The sequence below is a fragment of the Parahaemophilus parainfluenzae genome (assembly GCF_001053575.1).
GTDB classification, from domain to species: Bacteria; Pseudomonadota; Gammaproteobacteria; order Enterobacterales; family Pasteurellaceae; genus Haemophilus_D; species Haemophilus_D parainfluenzae_S.
This window is the reverse complement of sequence record NZ_JVSL01000032.1, coordinates 69,586-89,780: the sequence shown is the minus strand read 5'-3', so window position 1 is coordinate 89,780 and position 20,195 is coordinate 69,586. Positions and strand designations below refer to the sequence as shown.

At 38.6% G+C, this 20,195-nt stretch carries 13 protein-coding genes; 5 read left to right on the top strand and 8 right to left on the bottom strand.

Translation table 11 applies throughout. From position 1 onward, the window contains the following. Positions 1–734: 734 nt before the first annotated feature. The 5 genes from sbcB to mukF form a co-directional block, all read right to left on the bottom strand. Entirely contained in the window at positions 735–2,156 is a 1,422-nt protein-coding gene (gene sbcB / locus AC979_RS06570; protein ID WP_049373443.1) for an exodeoxyribonuclease I, read from the bottom strand. Positions 2,157–2,158: 2 nt separating this feature from the next. Continuing rightward, positions 2,159–3,031, bottom strand: coding sequence for a DMT family transporter (locus AC979_RS06565; RefSeq protein ID WP_049373442.1), 873 nt, complete (start codon positions 3,029–3,031; stop codon positions 2,159–2,161). A 69-nt stretch (positions 3,032–3,100) separates the two neighbouring features. After that, complete coding sequence (mukB, locus tag AC979_RS06560) at positions 3,101–7,618, bottom strand: chromosome partition protein MukB (RefSeq protein ID WP_049373441.1); 4,518 nt, start codon at positions 7,616–7,618, stop codon at positions 3,101–3,103. Further along, a complete protein-coding gene (gene mukE / locus AC979_RS06555; RefSeq protein ID WP_049373440.1) occupies positions 7,618–8,370 on the bottom strand; it encodes a chromosome partition protein MukE in 753 nt (250 codons plus the stop codon). The genes mukB and mukE overlap by 1 nt, the downstream gene beginning before the upstream one ends. 46 nt (positions 8,371–8,416) lie before the next feature. Then, the gene (gene mukF / locus AC979_RS06550; RefSeq protein ID WP_049366584.1) at positions 8,417–9,751 is read right to left on the bottom strand and encodes a chromosome partition protein MukF; all 1,335 of its coding nucleotides are present in this window, start codon (positions 9,749–9,751) and stop codon (positions 8,417–8,419) included. Between the two features lie 424 nt (positions 9,752–10,175). Here mukF and AC979_RS06545 point away from each other — a divergent pair, with 424 nt between their 5' ends. The 4 genes from AC979_RS06545 (at position 10,176) to AC979_RS06530 (ending at position 15,133) form a co-directional block, all read left to right on the top strand. Beyond that, positions 10,176–11,984: a YadA-like family protein gene (locus tag AC979_RS06545; protein ID WP_049373439.1), complete on the top strand. Its 1,809-nt coding sequence runs from the start codon at positions 10,176–10,178 to the stop codon at positions 11,982–11,984. Positions 11,985–12,262: 278 nt separating this feature from the next. After that, positions 12,263–13,036: an FNR family transcription factor gene (locus AC979_RS06540; protein ID WP_049365484.1), complete on the top strand. Its 774-nt coding sequence runs from the start codon at positions 12,263–12,265 to the stop codon at positions 13,034–13,036. A 136-nt stretch (positions 13,037–13,172) separates the two neighbouring features. Beyond that, the gene (gene uspE, locus AC979_RS06535; RefSeq protein WP_049373438.1) at positions 13,173–14,096 is read left to right on the top strand and encodes a universal stress protein UspE; all 924 of its coding nucleotides are present in this window, start codon (positions 13,173–13,175) and stop codon (positions 14,094–14,096) included. Between the two features lie 200 nt (positions 14,097–14,296). Continuing rightward, on the top strand, positions 14,297–15,133 hold the full coding sequence (locus tag AC979_RS06530) for a DUF4198 domain-containing protein (protein ID WP_049373437.1): 837 nt from the start codon (positions 14,297–14,299) through the stop codon (positions 15,131–15,133). 37 nt (positions 15,134–15,170) lie between these two features. Here the strand turns inward: AC979_RS06530 and AC979_RS06525 are convergent, their stop codons facing one another. Both AC979_RS06525 and topA read right to left on the bottom strand, forming a co-directional pair. After that, positions 15,171–15,731 carry a TIGR00730 family Rossman fold protein gene (locus AC979_RS06525; RefSeq protein ID WP_049373436.1) on the bottom strand — a complete coding sequence of 187 codons (561 nt, stop codon included), beginning with the start codon at positions 15,729–15,731 and terminating at the stop codon, positions 15,171–15,173. A 1-nt stretch (position 15,732) separates the two neighbouring features. Next, positions 15,733–18,339, bottom strand: a complete 2,607-nt coding sequence (gene topA / locus AC979_RS06520) for a type I DNA topoisomerase (RefSeq protein ID WP_049373435.1) — start codon at positions 18,337–18,339, stop codon at positions 15,733–15,735. 97 nt (positions 18,340–18,436) lie between these two features. On the opposite strand from topA, the gene AC979_RS06515 reads away from it, so the two are divergent. Then, positions 18,437–19,336, top strand: a complete 900-nt coding sequence (locus tag AC979_RS06515; RefSeq protein ID WP_049373434.1) for a LysR family transcriptional regulator — start codon at positions 18,437–18,439, stop codon at positions 19,334–19,336. Between the two features lie 28 nt (positions 19,337–19,364). On the opposite strand, the gene rnm is transcribed toward AC979_RS06515, so the two are convergent. Then, on the bottom strand, positions 19,365–20,189 hold the full coding sequence (rnm, locus tag AC979_RS06510; protein ID WP_049373433.1) for an RNase RNM: 825 nt from the start codon (positions 20,187–20,189) through the stop codon (positions 19,365–19,367). Positions 20,190–20,195: the final 6 nt, after the last annotated feature.

Here is a 20,195-nt window from a genome sequence, read left to right as displayed (position 1 = left end):
AAAAACAAGACTGCTTAACTTGTCATCGGTGTGCATTCTAATCTCACAAATGAGAATAATCAAGTATTTTTTTAAAATATTTTTTATAACTCACTAATAATAAAATAAAAATCAATGTTAATTATTCTCATTTATATGGTTTTCGTAAAATGAATTCTCATTATCAGATCAAGAATGATGAAATCTGGTGAATTGATGTACGTAATTGTATTCAAAATTTACGTAGCGTTATCTCAAAATTTCAGACTAATTCTAATTATTCCATTTCAAAGATATCTTATTTATTTCTTTTATATCCATAACCCAAAATCACCTTATTTTAACCAGTGCATAAAAGTAGGATAGTTATCCGTTTTGATTTGTGACATACTCATATATTTAATTTAACATAATATACATTATACGAAATCAATTACAAGGTTAGTGAAAGCTACGTATTAATAAAATCACAAAGTTATGCACAGGTCACGAATACTGCTCAAGCAATGTGAAATCTGGATTGGTAATACCTTGTAACAAGATTAAATAATGATTTATACACTCTAAAGTTGTTATGTAAGGATAAAATAAAGAGCTTTATATGTGTCAAAATAATGGCAACGCTACGTGAATTCTGCGTTATTTTATGAGGTGAATATCATTAGATTTAAAAAAGAAAAACGTAAATCTCAGGGATTAAGATTTACGTTTTTGATGATTGGCATTTGTGTGACTATGTCACGATATGTATAAGGTTAAGATAACAGTTTTGCACCGTATTCATAAACCTGTTGTAGTAAATTCAGTTTGGTTGGATTATCCGAATATTCCTCTGCTAACCGTTGTAAACTTTCTTCAAATTTAACCGCACTTTGTTCTAATTTACGTTGGCGATATTTTTGCCATTTGATTTGTTCTGCACGATTTAGAGTTTTGTAGAAATGTCTTGCACGATAATGGAATAATAATTCAGGAATTCGTTTATCTTCAAATGCTAAACCATGCTCAGCTAATTTTTCAGGCGGTAAATCGCGTAAAATAGCCATATTGTTTTTATCCGCATTGCTAAAGAAACCGTTATAAAGCTCAGTTTCTACATTATCACTCGGCTCAAATTCGCGCTCTTCTGAGAAGATTTCAATAACTTTCTCGCGTATATCTAAGGATTGACGCAATTTTGCTAAATTATCTAAGCAATGTTGTCTATCTATCCCTAAACGAGCCGCATTTTCCGGCAGCAATGTTTTTGCAGGCGCCAAAATTGGGCATTTATTAATATGAACCAATTTCAATGGGACTGATGAAACTCCCCTTTCTTCTAGCTCACTTTTCTTGGTATATAAATCTTGTCGCAAATCAACCGCACTTTTACTGAGTAAATTATCAATATTACCTGATAAATCACAGACGATTACGGCATTTTGATTAGTTGGATGCCATGCTAATGGTGCTACCCAAGCACAATTGCCGCGATAATTCCCTAGCATACCTGAAACATGCACTAATGGTGTCATTTCCGCGGTGTCGATCAGTTTCTCAATTTCCTTTTTACCTCTATGCTCAAAGAAGAATTGAAATAATTTAGGCTGCTTTTCTTTGATTAATTTAGCCATGGCAATGGTTGCATATACATCCGCCATCGCATCATGAGCATTTTCATGCTCAATACCATTTGCTTTGGTTAGTTTTTCTAAGCGAAAGCTTGGCATACCATCATCGTCATAAGCCCAATTTATCCCTTCTGGACGTAGTGCATAGCAAGCTCGGACCAAATCCAGTAAATCCCAACGAGAATTGCCATTTTTCCAGCTATATTCATAGGGATCAATAAAATTGCGGTAAAAGGTATAACGAGTCATTTCATCGTCATAACGAATGTTGTTATAACCCATCACACAAGTATTCGGTTGTGAAAACTCAGCTAGAATTTTTGCGGCAAATTCAGGTTCAGGAATCCCCTTTTCATTACATTCTTGTGGCGTGATTCCTGTGACCATTACGGCTTCCGGGGCGGGTAAATAATCATTGGTTTGCTTGCAATACAACATAATAGGCTCACCAATAATATTAAAATCTGCATCGGTACGAATACCAGCAAATTGAGCTGGACGATCACTTGCCGGATTGATACCAAAACTTTCGTAATCGTAGATAAAAAAACTAAAATCGTTTGCCATAATTAAGCCAAAATTTTATCTAAATAATATAAACAGAAAATTGCTGAAAGACTGATAAATACGCCAAACCAGTTTATTTGGCTGATTTTTTCTTTAAAGAAAAATGCGCCGGTGATGGTGCCTAAACAAATAACACCAATGTTCATTCCCGCAAAAACTAAGGTTGGATTTTGTCCGAAACTTTGGTGCGCTTTAATGTAAAACAGGATATTGAAGAAATTCAATACACCTAAAATGATTCCACCAATAAAGCTTGGCACAGTCCATTGAGTGCGTTTTAGGAATAAATACAGGAACATGACACAAGCGGCTAATGAGAAAGTGATGAATAATGTAGTTGGGAATGCTCCCCCGCTTTTTGCCACTTGTTTAAATAAAATATCAATGGTGCCATAGCCAAACCAAACACCGATTAAGCCTAAAATACCTTTAAAAGTGACCGCACTTTGTTCATTCGATTTATTCAAGATACAGAATAAACCAATGAATGCTAAAATAATGCCAACGATTTTGGGCTGACTTAATGTTTCATGGAAGATAATAAAAGACGCAACAATCGGTAGAAATAGCGATAAGCGTTGTGCTGCATCTGAACGTACGATGCCAGCGAATTCAACCGCTTTAGACATAATAATAAATACGGTTGGTAATAAAATACCTAATGCCAGGAAAATAGGTGTGCTATCACTTTGTGCTAAATATTCGGTAAATTCTAATCCTTTAAAATCAGGTTTGAGCAAGAAATAGCTTAATGAAATGGCGACAATATAGTTAAACGCAATTGCTTGTTCAATAATAATATTTTTCTTGCGAGCAACTTTGAGTAATACTGATACGGCAACACTACATAGAATGGCAAAAATAAGGTTGTGCATAATTCGTCCTAAATTCTCATAAAAATAACCATGAAAAAAGCGGCCAATTGCTTTGACCGCTTTAAAAAACTACTCTGTTGCGCCAAAGCCACGCAAACCAACCACATGAACTTGTTCTTGGTTGCCGGCAATTTTACGCACCAGTTTATAGGTTGTCCCTTTTTCAGGGCTGATATTCTCTGGCGCAGCAATGAGTAATTGCATATCTAAACGTTCGCAAAGTTCGAACAAGGTGGAAATGGATTTACCATCCAAACGCGCAGCTTCATCCAAGAATAGTAAACGACATGGCACGATGTCTTTACCGCGAATACGGCGGCCTTCCTCTTCCCAGCTTTGTACAACCATTAATAGGATGGACATACCCGTACCGATCGCTTCACCTGTCGATAATGCGCCACTTTCAGCACGTAACCAGCCATCCGCACCACGGAATACTTCAACTTCTAGCTCGAGATAATTACGGTAATCCAATAATTCCTCACCGATAGTTTGTGCTGTGCGTTGTCCCATATCAATATGCGGGTTAATGCGTTGATAAAGTTTCGCAATGGCTTCAGAGAAGGTAATACGATTATCACTGAATAAATCTTGATATTCTTCCTGTTTACCTGATAGCGCATCAAGTAACATCGCATGTGTATCGCGAATATTGACCACTAAACGTACCGATTTTACCTGACCGAAGGCAATGTTTTGTAGACCTTGGTTCAACATACGAATACGGTTTTGCTCACGTTGAATGGTTTTACGCATAATATTCGCCACACTTTCAGAACTGATCGCCAATTTTTTCTCACGGCCAGTCAATTCTTCTGTTAAGCGATTAAGCTCAATTTCCATTTGCTCAATTGCATCAATCGGATCATCCGTTTTAATAATATCCTGACGAATACGTTCACGAAGATGTTGATATACCGCAATGAAGAAGCGAACTTTGTTTTCCGGTTTACCGCTGTCTTCAGAAATACGCAATGCATCGCGGAGATATTCATTATCAGCCACCGCAGTACGTAACGCACCTAAGGCTTTATCCGACATTGAACGTAATTCATCAGCAGATAAATAAGCTAACTCACGGCGATTGAGTCGTTTTTCCACATCAGAATTGCGAGATAAACGCAGAACCACACACCAGCTGACTTTCGCAGCTACAACCAATTCACGTTGAGTTTTATAATCACGTTCTGCTTTACGAATACGTTTATTTAAGTTATCCGCTTCACTTTCAATGAGTGTTAATTGTTTTTCGACATAAGAACGACGTTGACGGATAGTTGAAAGTTGTTGATACAACTCATCACGGCAATTTCTTGCACGTTCCTCTGCTCCTTCATCAGCACGTACGCCCAATTCACTAATCTCAGCAATTAATTCTTTCAACAATTGATTTTTACTGTCGTAAGAACTTTGCAATTGAATAAATACTTGATTGTATTGTGCAAATTGGCTTTGTTTTTGACGTAATTGTTCACGTTGAGCATCACGTTGTGACTGCAATTGTTCCAAACGTTGACGAAGTTGCTCATTAAGCTCTGAGGTTTCCGCTTGACCCGCATCTTCATAACTGAAGTGGTTCTTACGTTGCACTACATCCGCTAAAGCAAATACACGTTGTTGTACTTGTTTTTGACGTTCAACCGCTTGGGTTAAATCAGCTTTTAAGCGTTCATAGTTTTCTGGATCGCTTTGTAAAGTATTTGCAATCGGCTCTAATTGTGACAATGCAACGCCATGTTGACGAATAAAGCTTTCATCTTGCTCAGCAATGTCTAATTGTTCACGACATTCTTCAATGCGATCAAGTAATTCTTCATCAGCAAGTAAGTTAAGCTGCGGCATTAACTTATTCAACAATTGCATTTTTTCTTTAGCACTATCCAATTTAATGCGAATTTGTTGTTCTGTGCTTGAGAATTGATTGAGCTCACGATCAATTTCATTGCGTTCTTGATTGATTTCCGCCATCACCTCTTCTGGGTTTGGTTGGAACGCAAGCGCTAGATGTAAGCCAACAAATTGACTAAAGTGTTCGTGTAAACGTTGACATTTTTGTACATCAAAGGCAATTTGTGCATATTCTTCCGCAATCTCATCACGTTTAGCTTGTAATTCTTCTAAATGTTTTTCACGTGCAGCACGGCCGAATAATGGAATTTGCGGGAATTTTGAATAACGCAATTCACGATCAGACACTTGCACCACAACACCCATTTCAAGCTCTTGAGCTGAAAGTACGCTGTCATCAAAGGCATTTGGGTCACCTTCGATTAAATATAAATCGTCTGGACAATCTTCTAAATTAGCTAATTGTTCGCGTACCGTGTTGAGATCACGCACAACAATAGCATGACGGGCAGGACCATAAAGTGCCGAGAAATAAGGTGCATCTTCAATTGGTACATCATCATATAATTCAGAAAGCAATACCCCACCAAAACGTTCTGCAAGCACGTTCAGACGGGCATCTTCTGAACCATCTGGTTGGCTTAAACGAGAAATTTGCTCATCTAATTGTTGACGCTGTTTTTCTAAATTGTCACGTTGAATAGTCAGTTCACGTTCCTTCACCAATTGTGATTGCATAAAATGCATCACATCTTGGCTATGCTCGAAGGTTTCACCACTTTGCTCTTGTAAACGTTCTAAAGCGGCTTGAGCAGTTAACCAAGCTGGTGCTTTACGAGCATTTTCTTCGTAAAGTGCTGTTAAACTTTCACGTTTTTGACGTAAGGTTGAACGGTTTTCCACTTGCTCTGAAAGTTCTTCATTCAAACTTTCAATGAGTTCTTCTTGTTCAGCGTGGTATGCTTCGAGTTCATCAGCGGTTTCTAAAGATAAATCAGCGCGCTGATTAAAATCAGCCAATAATTTAACCGCACTTTGTTGTTGAGCATAACGCTGCTCTAACTCATGTAATTTTGCACGTAATTGAGGTGTTTGTTGTGCCTGAATTTTTTGTGTTGGATATTCACGCAATAATTCTTTAGCGCTTTCCCAAGCACTTGAACGTGGCATATCTCCAGCAATTTTACACACCAACTGATAGGCTTTATCAAATTGAGATTTAGCTGCTTCAGAAATTGACATCTTATGCTCTAACTCAAGCACTTGCTCGGTTAGACTTTCTGCATGGGCTGCAAATTCCGCTTGATAATCTTCCGCATTTTTCACGCTTAAATCCGCTAAACCACATAAGGTTTTCGCTTTTTCAAGTGCGGCAATCGCTTGTTGATATTGCAATGCACGGGTTTGTTGTGCATCTAATGCTTGTTGATAATCCGCAAGTTGTGCACGTACTTGGTCTATTTCAAGTTCAGTTTGCTCAAATTGTGCTTGGCTTTCTTCAAGCTGTTCGGTTGCGGTTTCCACAACCATTTTTTGTTCTTCTAATTTTTCTGTAAGCTCAGCCACATCTTCTTGATAACGCGATACTTTTTCTTGATGACGTAATGCATTTAATACCAAGTTCAGATGATCAGCCGCACTTTGGTGATCAACCTCTAAAGTGCGTTCATTTTCTGCTAATTCAGCTGCTTCACGGCTTAAGTCAATTAAGCGATGTTGTGATAACTCTTGCTCTGCTTTTGCTTTATACCAATCACGACGGAAACCTAAAGCCGCTTCAATATTGCCACGACGTTCATTGGCATTACGCATATAATCTGATGCCACATAATTAGTGGTTTCGGTGATTAAATGTTTAAATAAATCACGATCAGATTGCGTAACTTTAATTGCCTCAAGGGTCATACGATTTTCGCGTAATGCACTTTCCATATCTTGGAATGCTTTACGCACACCAAGGTTTTCTGGCAATAGGTAATCACGTAAAGAACGGGTAATAGCGCTAGAAATACCACCGTATAAAGAAGCTTCAATTAATTTATAGAATTTGCTACGGTCTGAGGCACTACGTAAGCGTTTTGGAATAATACCTAAATCAAACATCATGCCGTGATAATCGGTGATGGAATGATATTGTTTAAATTGCGCACCAAGATTTTCAATTTTGTCTTTTAATTCATTTAAATTGAGTACGCGCGCTTGACGTTCACCGACTGTTTCAGTGAAAAGTGCGGTCGGATTTAAGGATAATTCTACACCTTGAATTGAGAACGTTTTTAAATCCACTTTCTTATCACGACCAGCAATTTGTTGCAGACGCACCCCCACGAGAATTCGTTGGTGACGAGAATTGATGGTATCTAATACCGCATAACACACACCTGGACGCAATTTACCGTGTAACCCTTTATCACGCGAACCGCCTGTAGAGCCTGCTTCTGTGGTATTACGGAAATGCAATAAGGTTAAGTCTGGAATTAATGCTGTGACAAAACCTGCCATGGTTGTTGATTTACCGGCACCGTTACCACCGGAAAGTGTGGTCACCAATTCATCTAAATCAAAGGTACGTGCAAAGAAACCATTCCAGTTAATTAAGGTTAGTGAACGGAATTTACCACGTTCTACCCCATTATGTTGGTTTAATACAGGAGCAATAAATTCTTCTTCAACCTGTTCGGTTGATTGCTCAGGTTCGTCTTGATAGATTTCGTTTTCAAGTTCTAATACATCAGACATTATTCTTGTTCTCCTGCATCATCAAATTCTTCATCAATTTCGACCGCACTTTCTTCATCATCGATATCATCAGCATGACTTGCCGCTTTTGCTTGTTTTTCCAATTCGAGAGATTGCGGTGTTGCAGCTTCCCCATCTCGAATTAAACGTGCTTGCGCTTCTAGTGGATCATCACCGGAACGTACTTCAGCTCCAAAACGGAAAACTGATTCAGAAATAGTAAATTTACCGCTGTGTTGTTCACCCACGGTATGAATCATGCCTAAACGGCGTAAACGACCGATCGCTGCACGCACTTTTTCAGCTAATTTTTGTTTATCCAAATCCGAGCCACTGGAACGTTGATTGACGGCTTTTAATAATTTACCTTCGTCCGCTAAGTTGAGTAATTCGTCATAGACTTCTTGCGTACTGAAGATACCTTGCTGTGCCAAACGTTCTGGGCTTAGATACAAATAACAAAGCACTTTCCCAACCAACATTTCTAATTCAGAAAGCACTGAACGGGCAATTAAAGTCGTGGCTTTCGGACGTAAATAGAAAAAGCCTTCTGGAGCACGAATCAATTCCACATTGTAACGACGATAAAAGCCGTCCAATTCATTTTGGAAATCCATCAAAAAAGCATGATTATCCAATTGGTCGGTACTGATATGGCGACCTGAACGTAATAAGCTGTCCACTGTCGGGAAAATAGGGTTAGCAATGGCATTTGCCAATTTCGGGGAAATTACATCTTGAATATCTGTCATGGTTAATTTCTCATTTTATGAATTCGTTTTTGGATAAGCCACGAAATTAATATTTATCAATCACATGCGCTTGTACTTCTGCGCCGTAATCGTTAATTTCCTGCCATTGCGGATAAATACCGGCTAAATCATCATTTGCCATACCTAAACGCACAGCTTGATCCACAATAATACGTGCCACATCGAAATGACGTGAAAGCGGATAAGCCTCTAATTGTTCTTTTAAGACTAAACTTAAATCAATTGGACGATTATTTTCACGGTATTGAATTAATAAGCCTTGCATATGTTCGACGATTTGATCATGTAGATCAGCTAAAGATTCATATTGCAACTCTTCAGGTAATTCACCCAATGCATCATCTTCACGTAATACCATTTCTTCATCACGCAGATCGACCAAACGTTCCGCTTGAGCAGTCCACAAGAACCAAGGATGATCGAAATAACTGTGAATAGAGTTACGTAAACGTTGTGAGAATACGCGGTTTTTATCCATATCAATGGCGGTACGGATAAATTTATGCACGTGACGGTCATAACCAATCCATAAATCGATGGCTTGTTGCCCCCAGCTAATAATGCGGTCAAGTTTGGATTGTAAATCGGTGATTAATTGTTCAATAAAATACAGCTCATCATGGCCAATTACACAATCTTGAATACGTAATAATTGTGCCTGTAATTTATCACCTGCTGCATTTAAGGTGTCTTGTAACTCACGTAAATTGCCTGAAGTTTCATCTAATAAACGTTCACAACTAGAAATTGCTGCCTGCCAATCTTTGGTAAGTAAATTCGCAATTTCTTCTTTAATACTTTGCTGATTTTCATCCATCACACGTTGTGATAAATCAATACTATCGAAAATCTCTGCTACTGAGTATTTTAATGGTGCAAATACATTACGACGCCAAAAGTGCTCATTCTCCCCTTTTGCTGCACCTTCTTCTGCAGCATCGGATGCACGCTGAATTTCATCAGCCACAATAGAGAGCTGTACAGAAAGACGCAATGCAGAAAATTCACGCTGACGAATATAATAATCTGATACGCCAACACCTAGTGGGGTGAGACGATAAATGGAAAGGCCTTCAGTAAATTCACTGCTGAAACGGTTAAGAAAACGCTGTTTCACCAATTCATTGATAGCATTATTGGCACGGGTGGCAATCGCATCCGTTGATTGGTCAAAAGCATTGGCTGTATGGCGGAAAATATCCACTAAATCGGCTTCTAGCATCTCACCGTCCAAACGTTCGTTGTTATAGATGGCGATTGCCAGCAAAAACACCAAGCGCTCTGTCGGCAGATTTAACGAAAATTCCCGCTCTTTCGCCCATGAGACGAGTTCAGGAATAGTTTGTGAGGTTTCGATCATTCGGTTACAAAAGCTTAAAATTGAACAAAAAATTTTTGAGATTATACAGGATTTTTTGTCAATCTTGAAAATCTTCTTGCAAATTGACCGCACTTTTTAAATTTAAAATATCCTTAACTAAAATAAGGAAATATATTTTCTAATAATCGAACAATATTCAAACAAAATTTACAATCCTTTACAAAATAACCATACTCATTTACTTTTCTATACAAAAAAACCTATCTATAATCGTTGTCTGGGTACGCAATCGTTTACTGAATAGAGAAAATGACATTTGCAATCTCTAATAAGACATTACAAATCATATAGTTAATCCATTCTTCAATGCGTCCTATTATAGTATTTATGTATATTTACACTACTCTAATGAAATTCTTTATCACATTTATGTAATTAAAGAAGAAACTCAAGCGAGGACATTATGAAAAATTTTAAATTTAATGCTATCACGGCATTAATTATGGGGGTGAATGTTGCTGTAGCGAATGCTGCTGATGGAAACATTCTGAATATCACGACACAAGACGCTGTTAATGCAAACAAAACAATAGAAGCGACTAACGTTAAAGGTCCTGGACATACAGCTATTGGTCAGCAAAACCAAATCTATTCTATTCCAGCTGCTGAAGCTGAAGAAAGCCAAGGTTCAAGTTCTGCCATCGGTAATCAAAATGTGGTGAAAGGTGAACAAGCAAATGCGATTGGTGATGGGAATGATGCATATGGTCATTTTACCCAAAGTGTTGGTGATGATAACAAAGTTTATGCCGATCATTCTCTTGGATTTGGTGCTCACAATAAAGTTGGTGCTCAACGTGTAACAGGTACACCAGAAAAAGATGTTGTTGTAGATAAAAACACAAGTAAAGCAAGCGTATTTGGTTTAAATAATGTCGTTTTAGGAAAAGAAGTTCTAGCTCTAGGTAATAACAATAATGTAAATGGTGAAAACTCTACAGCTATTGGTACTCAATCTACTGCTGATGGCATAAATACACTTGCAATTGGTACAGGAGCTAAAGCACAAGTCACAAATCCTGCAGCAGCAAATTCTAATAAACCTGCAAATTTAATTGCAATTGGTACAAGTGCTAAATCTGAAGCAGCTGAAACAGTAGCTATTGGGGAATCAGCTAAAGCATCAAAACAAAATGCCAATGCCTTTGGTTCAAAAGCAAAAGCTGAGGGAGAAAGTTCATTAGCTGTAGGTACAGGTTCTGTTGCTTCTGGCGATTCAGCTGTAGCGATTGGTAACGATTCAACCGTCACAGGTGATTCAGCTGTTGCTATTGGTGCCTCAGCAACATCTACAGGTAAATGGTCTACTGCACTAGGCGATTCAGCTAATGCTAAAGGCGAAAAAAGTGTAGCCTTATCCAAAGACTCTTATGCAAAAGATGATAACTCTGTTGCTTTAGGCTCTGGCACAATTACACGTTCAGCAACACAAGAAACGACTGCAACAGTTAACGGTATTACATATAGTGGTTTTGCAGGCAACACGCCTGTGGCTGTTGTTTCTGTTGGTTCAGACAAAACTGAAACTTACACGCCGCCAGATCACTCAACCCCAGGCCGTACAGTAACCATTACGCCACATACACGCCAAATTATTAACGTAGGTGCAGGTGAAATTTCTGCTACTTCTACCGACGCTATCAACGGTTCTCAACTCTATATGGTTGCAGACCAAGTAGGCAAAAACAAAGCGCGTATTGATAATATTCGTGTGCGTACGTCTGACGTAAAAGTAAAAGCGGGTGACAATATTAATGTACAAGAAGCTTATGATGATGCTAACCAAGTGAAAACTTATACTGTTAGCACAGCAAAAGACATCAAAGCGGATTCTTACACTGTCAATAATTCAAGCGTTCAAATCAATCAGAATGGCATTAATGCAGGTGATAAAAACATCACTAACGTTGCGGATCCAAAAGCCCCAACTGATGCAGCAAACAAACGTTATGTTGATAATAAAGTGAACAAAGTTGATCGCAAAACTCGTGCTGGTATTGCTGGTGTTGCTGCAATCGCTTCTGCTCCATCTGCACGTAAAGATGGCAAGAGCATGGTGTCAACTGGGGTTGCTCATCACCGCGGTGAAAGTGCAATTGCAATTAAAGCATCTCGTAACTCTGATAACGGTCATTGGTCAACCAACGTAAACGGTGCTGCAGATACTCGCGGTCAATTTACTGTGGGTGCAGGTGTCGGTTACGAATGGTAATCTGACTTAAACTTTAAAACAAAGAGCCACAAAATCGTGGCTCTTTTTTATACTCTAAAATAATGAAAAATTTGACCACACTTATTGCAATATATATCGCCAAACAAATGCACTGACCAAAATAATCAACATGATAATAATTTGTATTAAACGTTTTTTGGTTAATTTTTCTGCTGCCATACCTATTTACTCGTAGATAACTTCTTAAATTGACTATTTAGTGGTAGAATAATTGCGTTAGATCAATTTTACACTATATTTATCGATTTGAGGAACTAATGAAGAATTTCGTTTCAGAAACCAAATCAGGGCGCAGAGTTCAATCTGGTGGTTGTGCGATTCACTGCCAGGATTGCAGCATTAGTCAACTTTGTATTCCTTTCACATTGAACGAACATGAGCTCGATCAGCTTGATAACATCATCGAGCGTAAAAAGCCTATACAAAAATCTCAAGTCCTTTTTAAAGCGGGCGACACGCTCAATTCTATTTATGCGATTCGTTCCGGTACCATTAAAACTTATACCATTAGCGAAGCCGGTGAAGAACAAATTACCTCTTTCCACTTACCAGGCGATTTAGTCGGTTTCGATGCGATCACGAATATGCAACATCCGAGTTTTGCACAAGCATTGGAAACGGCAATGGTATGTGAAATTCCCTTTGATATCTTAGATGACCTATCCGGCAAAATGCCTAAGCTTCGTCAACAAATTATGCGTTTAATGAGTAGTGAAATCAAAAGCGATCAAGAAATGATTTTATTACTGTCTAAAATGAATGCTGAAGAACGTTTAGCCGCATTTATCCATAACCTATCTAAACGCTATTCTGCTCGTGGTTTCTCTGCAAAAGAATTCCGTTTAACCATGACTCGCAGCGATATTGGTAATTACCTCGGCCTAACAGTTGAGACGATCAGTCGTCTGCTTGGTCGTTTCCAAAAATTAGGTGTACTCTCTGTTCAAGGTAAATATATTACCATTAATGATATTAATGCCTTGATTGATTTAACTGGTGTACATAAAACCAAAATCCAGTTAGTGGAATAGATAAAAAGCGTGAGTTTTCACGCTTTTTTAGTATTTGAGATAAAAAACTTGTACAAAATCACTTTTTTTATAATAGGTTCTTGTCATCACTTAAAATCTTTTCTATCCTATTGATATCTCATATCTTGGAGGCTTTATGAAATTTAATAATATTCTTGTTGTACTTAACCCTGATAACGAAAAACAATATGCGCTCGCTCGTGCCGTTCGTCTTGTTAAAGAACAACAAAATGAAACAAAAGTAAAAATCACCACCTTGTTGAGTGTCTATGACTTATCTTATGAAATGTCTGCACTTCTTTCTTCGGAAGAACGTAGCCAAATGCATGAAACAGCCGTTGAACAACAACGTCAAGCTGTGCAATTTTATTTAGATAAATATGCCGATCCGGAAATTGAATTTGAATCTCACATTGTATGGAGCAGCAATGAAGCGGATGCAATTCGTGAAGAGGTTGAAAAGAATCAATACGACCTCGTGGTAAAATACACTAAAGATGAAGAAAGTTTTACTTCATTGATTTTCACACCAGTAGATTGGCAATTACTACGTAAATGTCCAATTCCAGTATTAATGGTGCGTGATGGTGACTGGAAACATCAACGCCGCATTTTAATCGCAGTGAATGTATCGGGTGAACAAGAATATCAAGATGAATTCAACCAAGAGTTAGTTTCTACAGGGATGAGTTTAGCGGAGAACTTAAATCGTGGTAACGTACATTTAGTGGCGGCCTACCCTGTTGCGCCAATTAATATGGCGATTGATTTACCTGAATTTAATACCTCAGGTTATGAAAATGGCATTCGTGGCCAACATCTCATCAATATGAAAGCCTTACGTCAAAAATTTGGTATTGATGAAGATCATACCCACGTACGCGAAGGTTTCCCTGAAGAAGTGATTCCTGAAGTGGCGAAAGAAATTGAAGCTGAATTAGTGATTTTAGGTACAGTGGGAAGAACGGGTTTATCTGCAGCGTTATTAGGTAATACAGCGGAACATGTGATTAGTAAATTAAGCTGTAACCTATTAGCTATTAAACCTTCTAAAAAATAAGCCAATTTAGCCTTTAATTTAAAATTAAGTGCGGTCCAAAAAAACAATCATTTTAATGACCGCACTTTTTTGTTAAAAAAATGTGAAGTTCCTCACAAAATCAACTTTTTCCATTCGTCTCATCATTTCTTTTTCGTTATACTCGTCCGCCCTATCGAAGACTTTCTATAAATTGATTTATTGATTAAAAAGGAAAGACAATGAAAAAAACATTAATTGCAGCACTACTTGGTTTCTCTGCGCTCGCACAAGCTCATGAAGTTTGGGTTGCAACACCGGCACTAGTTGCTTCCAATTCTGTTTTAAAAGCTGATTTAGCTTATGGTGACTACCCTTACGTTGAAAAAATTCCTGAAAAACGTCTTGCTATTTTTCCCCCGATGGAACTCATCAATCAAAATGGTGAAATGCAAACATTAGTACAAAAAGGTGAAAACTACCAATATCAATCAGAAAAAACGTTAAAAGACGGTTCATATTGGGTAACGGCAACTTATAAACCAACTTTCTGGTCACAAAATAATGAAGGTTGGAAAATGGATAACTTACAAGGCACACCAAATGCATTCTATTGCGAACAAACTCAAATGTTTGGTAAAGCCTTTACCGTTGTTGGTAAGAAACCGTTGAATGCGGATATGGCGATGACACGCATCGGTTTACCACTTGAAATTGTGCCACTCAAAGATCCAAAAACAATTAAAGCGGGCGAAGCTTTCCCTCTTCAAATTTTCTATAAAGACCAACCGCTTGCGGGTGAAACGATTATCGCAACGTCTGATACCTTTGTTGTGAAAGATATGGAAGCGGCAACCTCTCACCGTGAACCACAAGCGTTTTCAGGTAAAACAGACAGTGAAGGTAAAGTTAACTTTATCCCATTAATTGAAGGTGTTTGGAAACTTAAAGTGATTCATAAAGAACCATTTGAAGATCAAAAGGTGTGTCAACAATCGGCAAATTACGCAACGTTAATTCTACCTGTTGGTAAAGCGCGTGCTAAACTGCCCCCAAAACCAGAACATCATCACCATTAATCATAAAAAAAGTGCGGTCAAATTTAACCGCACTTTTTTAATATGTTCTTAATGCTGGAGGTTTATAATGTTCAATAAAGCTTTCTATTTCTTGAAGATCATTCGAGAATAAAATTTTCTCAAAATCACCTTGAGTAAAAAAGCCTTCTTTCACCATATGGCTAAAAAAGGACTTTAATGAATCGAAATACCCCTTTTCATTAAATAGAATACAAGGATTATTATTTTTCCCTATTCTCGCCCAAGAAATCACTTCAGCAATCTCTTCTAAAGTGCCTGGCCCGCCAGGTAAAGCAATATAAGCATCGCTAAGCTCAACCATTTTATTTTTTCGCTCAGACATGCTTTCAACAACCACGGTCTTGGTCAAATTAGGATGTGCAACTTCTCTGTCTTGTAAAAATTGAGGAATAATACCAATTACCTTGCCTTGATGAGCAAGTACAGTATCTGCAACCACGCCCATTAATCCCAATTTTCCGCCACCATAAACTAAAGTATGTTGGCCATCTGCAATCCATTTTCCTAATTTTTCTGCGGCAGCCTGATAGGCAGAATCATTACCTAAACTCGCACCGCAATAAACCGTGACGTTCATCCTACTTTTTCCGTTCCACCCATTTCCCATCAATATAATCCACAATCCATTTTGTGGCTTTGCCATTCTTTTCAGATGTCACATATTGATGTTTTTCTTTACGGCTGAAACGGATGATCGCTTCATTGCCCTCAGGGTCTTTTTGTGGCGCATCGGCTAAATAACGTAATTTTTCTGGTAAACGATCACGATAAAGCGCTAATTCCGCCACTTTTGCCGGTCGTGTTTCACGTGATTTCGGGAAGTTATGGGCTGACATAAACACACCACTTGCACCATCACGCAATACAAAATACGCATCAGATTTTTCACATTTCAATTCAGGGAAATGAACCGGCTCTTCTTTTGGTGGCGCAACCTCGCCGTTTTTCAAAATCTTACGGGTGTTATCACAGTTGGTACAGCCCATATATTTCCCAAAACGACCAAGTTTCAAGTGCATATCCGCACCACACTTGTCGCATTCTACAATCGGACCGTCATAACCTTTAATTTTGAATTGGCCTTGTTCAATCAAATAACCATTACAATTTGGATTATTACCACAAATATGCAATTTACGATGAGGGTCAATAATGTAGCTGTCCATCGCCGTGCCGCATATCGGGCAACGTTTACGATCCATTAAGGCTTTGGTTTCAGAGGCCTCATCCAATACATTGAGTAACTCTGCTTCAGGAATGAGATTAATCGTTGTTTTACAACGCTCTTTCGGTGGTAAAGCATAACCAGAACAACCTAAGAATACCCCAGTACTTGCTGTACGAATGGCCATTTTTCGGCTACAAGTTGGACAATCAATATCGGTGAGTACAAGGCTATTCGGCTTCATTCCACCTTCTAGCTCATCTAATTCAGCCGTAGAAAGTTGAGTAGAAAAATCTTTGAAGAATTGATTTAACTCAGCCTTCCAATTTTTCTCACCGGACGCAATTTGGTCTAGTACGTTTTCCATGTTGGCAGTGAAATCGTAGCTCATCAAATCAGTAAAAGATTGATTTAAGCGATCAGTAACGATTTCGCCCATTTTCTCTGCATAGAAACGGCGATTTTCAATGCGCACATAACCACGTTCTTGAATAGTCGAAATAATTGCCGCATAAGTCGAAGGACGACCAATACCACGTTTCTCCAATTCTTTAACCAAGGCTGCTTCGGTAAAACGAGCTGGCGGTTTGGTAAAGTGTTGGCTTGGCGAAACCGTTTTTAGAGCTAATGTTTCGTTTAAACTCACAGCCGGTAAAATTTGGTCTTCTGGATTCTTGCCTAATTGTGGCAAGACTTTTGTCCAACCATCAAAACGTAAAATACGGCCTTTGGCTTTCAATTCATAATCGCCAGCCATTACGGTAACCGTTGTACTGTCATATTGTGCTGCTGGCATTTGGCAGGCTACAAATTGACGCCAGATTAAATCATACAAGCGCACGGCATCTTTATCCATACCACTTAAATGATCTGCGAGCGTTTTTACATCAGAAGGACGAATCGCTTCGTGCGCTTCTTGTGCATTTTCTTTGCTCGAGTAGAAATTCGGTTTAGCGGGCAAATAATCTTTGCCAAAATGACTTTCAATATAAGAGCGAGCCATATTTAATGCATCTTGGCTCAAGTTAGTAGAGTCAGTACGCATATAAGTGATGTAACCAGCTTCGTATAAACGTTGTGCCAACATCATGGTTTTCTTCACCCCAAAACCTAAACGCGTACTTGCAGTTTGTTGTAAGGTTGAAGTAATAAATGGTGCTCTTGGTTTAGAACCTGTTGGTTTTGTTTCTAAATCTGTGACAACGTAATGTGATTTATTTAAGAAATCGACCGCAGTTTGTGCTTCTTTTTCATTTTTCGGCTCAAATTTCTTGCCTTTATATTGCACCACATCCAAACGCAAGTCTTCTTTCTTGCTCGTTTGGGTTAGCGCTTCAATTTCCCAAAACTCTTCCGGTTGGAATGCTTTGATTTCACGTTCACGCTCTACCACCAATTTCACGGCAACAGATTGTACTCGCCCTGCAGATAAACCGCGCGCCACTTTCTTCCATAATAATGGCGACACCATAAAGCCTACCACGCGGTCTAAGAAACGACGGGTTTGCTGAGCATTAACCTGGTCCATATTAATGTGAGCAGGATGCTGGAATGCTTTTTCTATCGCTTTCTTCGTAATCTCATTAAATACAACGCGACTAAAACGACTATCATCACCGCCGATCACTTCGCGTAAATGCCACGCGATAGCCTCTCCTTCTCTATCCAAGTCGGTTGCGAGATAAATATGATCGGATTTTTTAGCAAGGGATTTTAATTCGGCTACCACTTTTTCTTTGCCTGGTAGAATTTGATAATTGGCTTTCCAATCGTGATAAGGGTCAATTCCCATACGTTTCACTAAGGCCGCACGGTCTTTTTCTGCTTTAATTTTGTTTTTTTCTTCCGCACTTAATCCTTTAGTGGAAACTGGTTTAGCTTTCTCGCCTGTGCTACTCCCTGCTGTAGGCAAATCACAAATATGCCCTACGCTGGATTTCACCACATACTGGCTACCTAAATATTTATTGATGGTTTTCGCTTTGGCCGGCGACTCCACAATCACTAAAGATTTGCTCATTTGCTTACCTAAAATATAACTAGAATTCTGTAAAATTGGCGATATACTGCAAACTTACGCCGATAAAATCAAGCTTTTTTTCAAAAAGGATTTATAAATGGATAAACTCAATGCAATTTCGGTTTTCTGTAAAGTAATCGAAACGCAAAGTTTTACACAAGCCGCAAACCAACAGAATATTTCTGTGGCGATGGCGAGTAAACTAGTTTCACAATTAGAAGAACATTTAAAAACACGATTATTACAACGTACAACACGAAAAATTGTGCCAACCGAAGCCGGTATGCTTTATTATCAACGTTGCCAAGCTATTTTATTAGATTTAAGCGAGGCTGATTCTAGCATTAGTAATATGGCAACAAGCTTACAAGGTAATTTATTAATCTCCGTGCCGCGTGATTTTGGCTTGCTTTATATCTCGCCTAACTTGCCTAAATTTATTGAACTTCATCCTAATTTACACGTAGAAATTGAATTTGAAGACAAACGTGTTGATCTCGTTGCTGAGGGCTATGACTTAGCATTACGTATCGGCTATATGCAAGACAGCTCACTTGTTGCACGTAAAATTAGTAGCTCCCCTATGCATTTTGTTGCTTCTCCAAGTTATTTAGAGGCTCGCGGTATCCCGCTTACACCTGATGATTTAGAATATCACCAAGGTTTACTTTATAAATCATCATTAAATCAAGTGCATTGGCAATCAACAAAAACAAATCAAATTCAGCGTTATAAAATTCAATCTAAAGTGGTTTCCAATAATGGTATGGCATTGTTAGAAATGACAAAAGCGGGATTGGGCATCAGTAATTCACCTAGCTTCTTTGTCAAAGATGCGCTTGCTTCTGGTGAGTTAGTTGAAATTTTGTCTGAATATAAACAAAAACCTTTAGATATTTATGTGGTTTACCCAAACCGTCGTCATTTACCTGCAAAAGTTCGTGCATTTATTGAATTTCTAGCGAGCCTCGGTTTGTGTGAGAACAGTCAAATATAAAAAACAAGGGCGGATTGATCGCCCTTTATTATTCAAATAATGTCCAAATTGGTTTAACCTCTTCAGGTAAAAACAAATTCTTTCCTAATTCAATCCATCCACAAGGAAAATGAAAATCCGAGCCTAAAGAGGCGGCTAAGTCATATTCATTGGCTAAACGCGCAAGATATTGACGTTGATCTTTAGTTTGACCACTATCCGCGACTTCCATGCCATCACCGCCCCATTGTTTGAAATTAATAATTAGTCGACGAATCCATTTTCCTGTCATGTTATAACGCATAGGATGGGCAATGACTGCGACACCGCCTGCTGCATGAATCGTATCAATTGCTGTTGGAATATCTACCCATTCAGCTTTGACAAAACACGATTTTCCACTGCCTAGATAACGCTTAAAGGCTTGCCCATCATTTGAAACCTTTCCAATTTGTACCAAATAACGCGCATAATGCGCACGAGTTACTTCCCCGTTTGCTAACGCTTTTGCGCCTTCATAGGCATTGGGGACGCCTGCTTTTTCTAATTTATGGCCAATTTCAACCGCTCTTTTTTCTCTCAATGATTTTTGTTCAGCTAAAAGTGCGGTCATTTTGGGATGCGTTTTATCAAAATTTAATCCGACAATATGGATGCCACGGCCTTCCCAATTCGTTGAAATTTCCACGCCATTGATTAGCTCAATACCTAATTTATCTGCTTCGAGTTTGGCTTCATCAATGCCCATCACGGTGTCATGATCACATAAAGCAAGCACATTGACACCTTGCTCATGAGCTCGTTGCACAAGCTCCGTAGGCGTTAAAACACCATCTGAAGCTGTACTGTGGCAATGTAAATCATATTTGATCATCGGCTT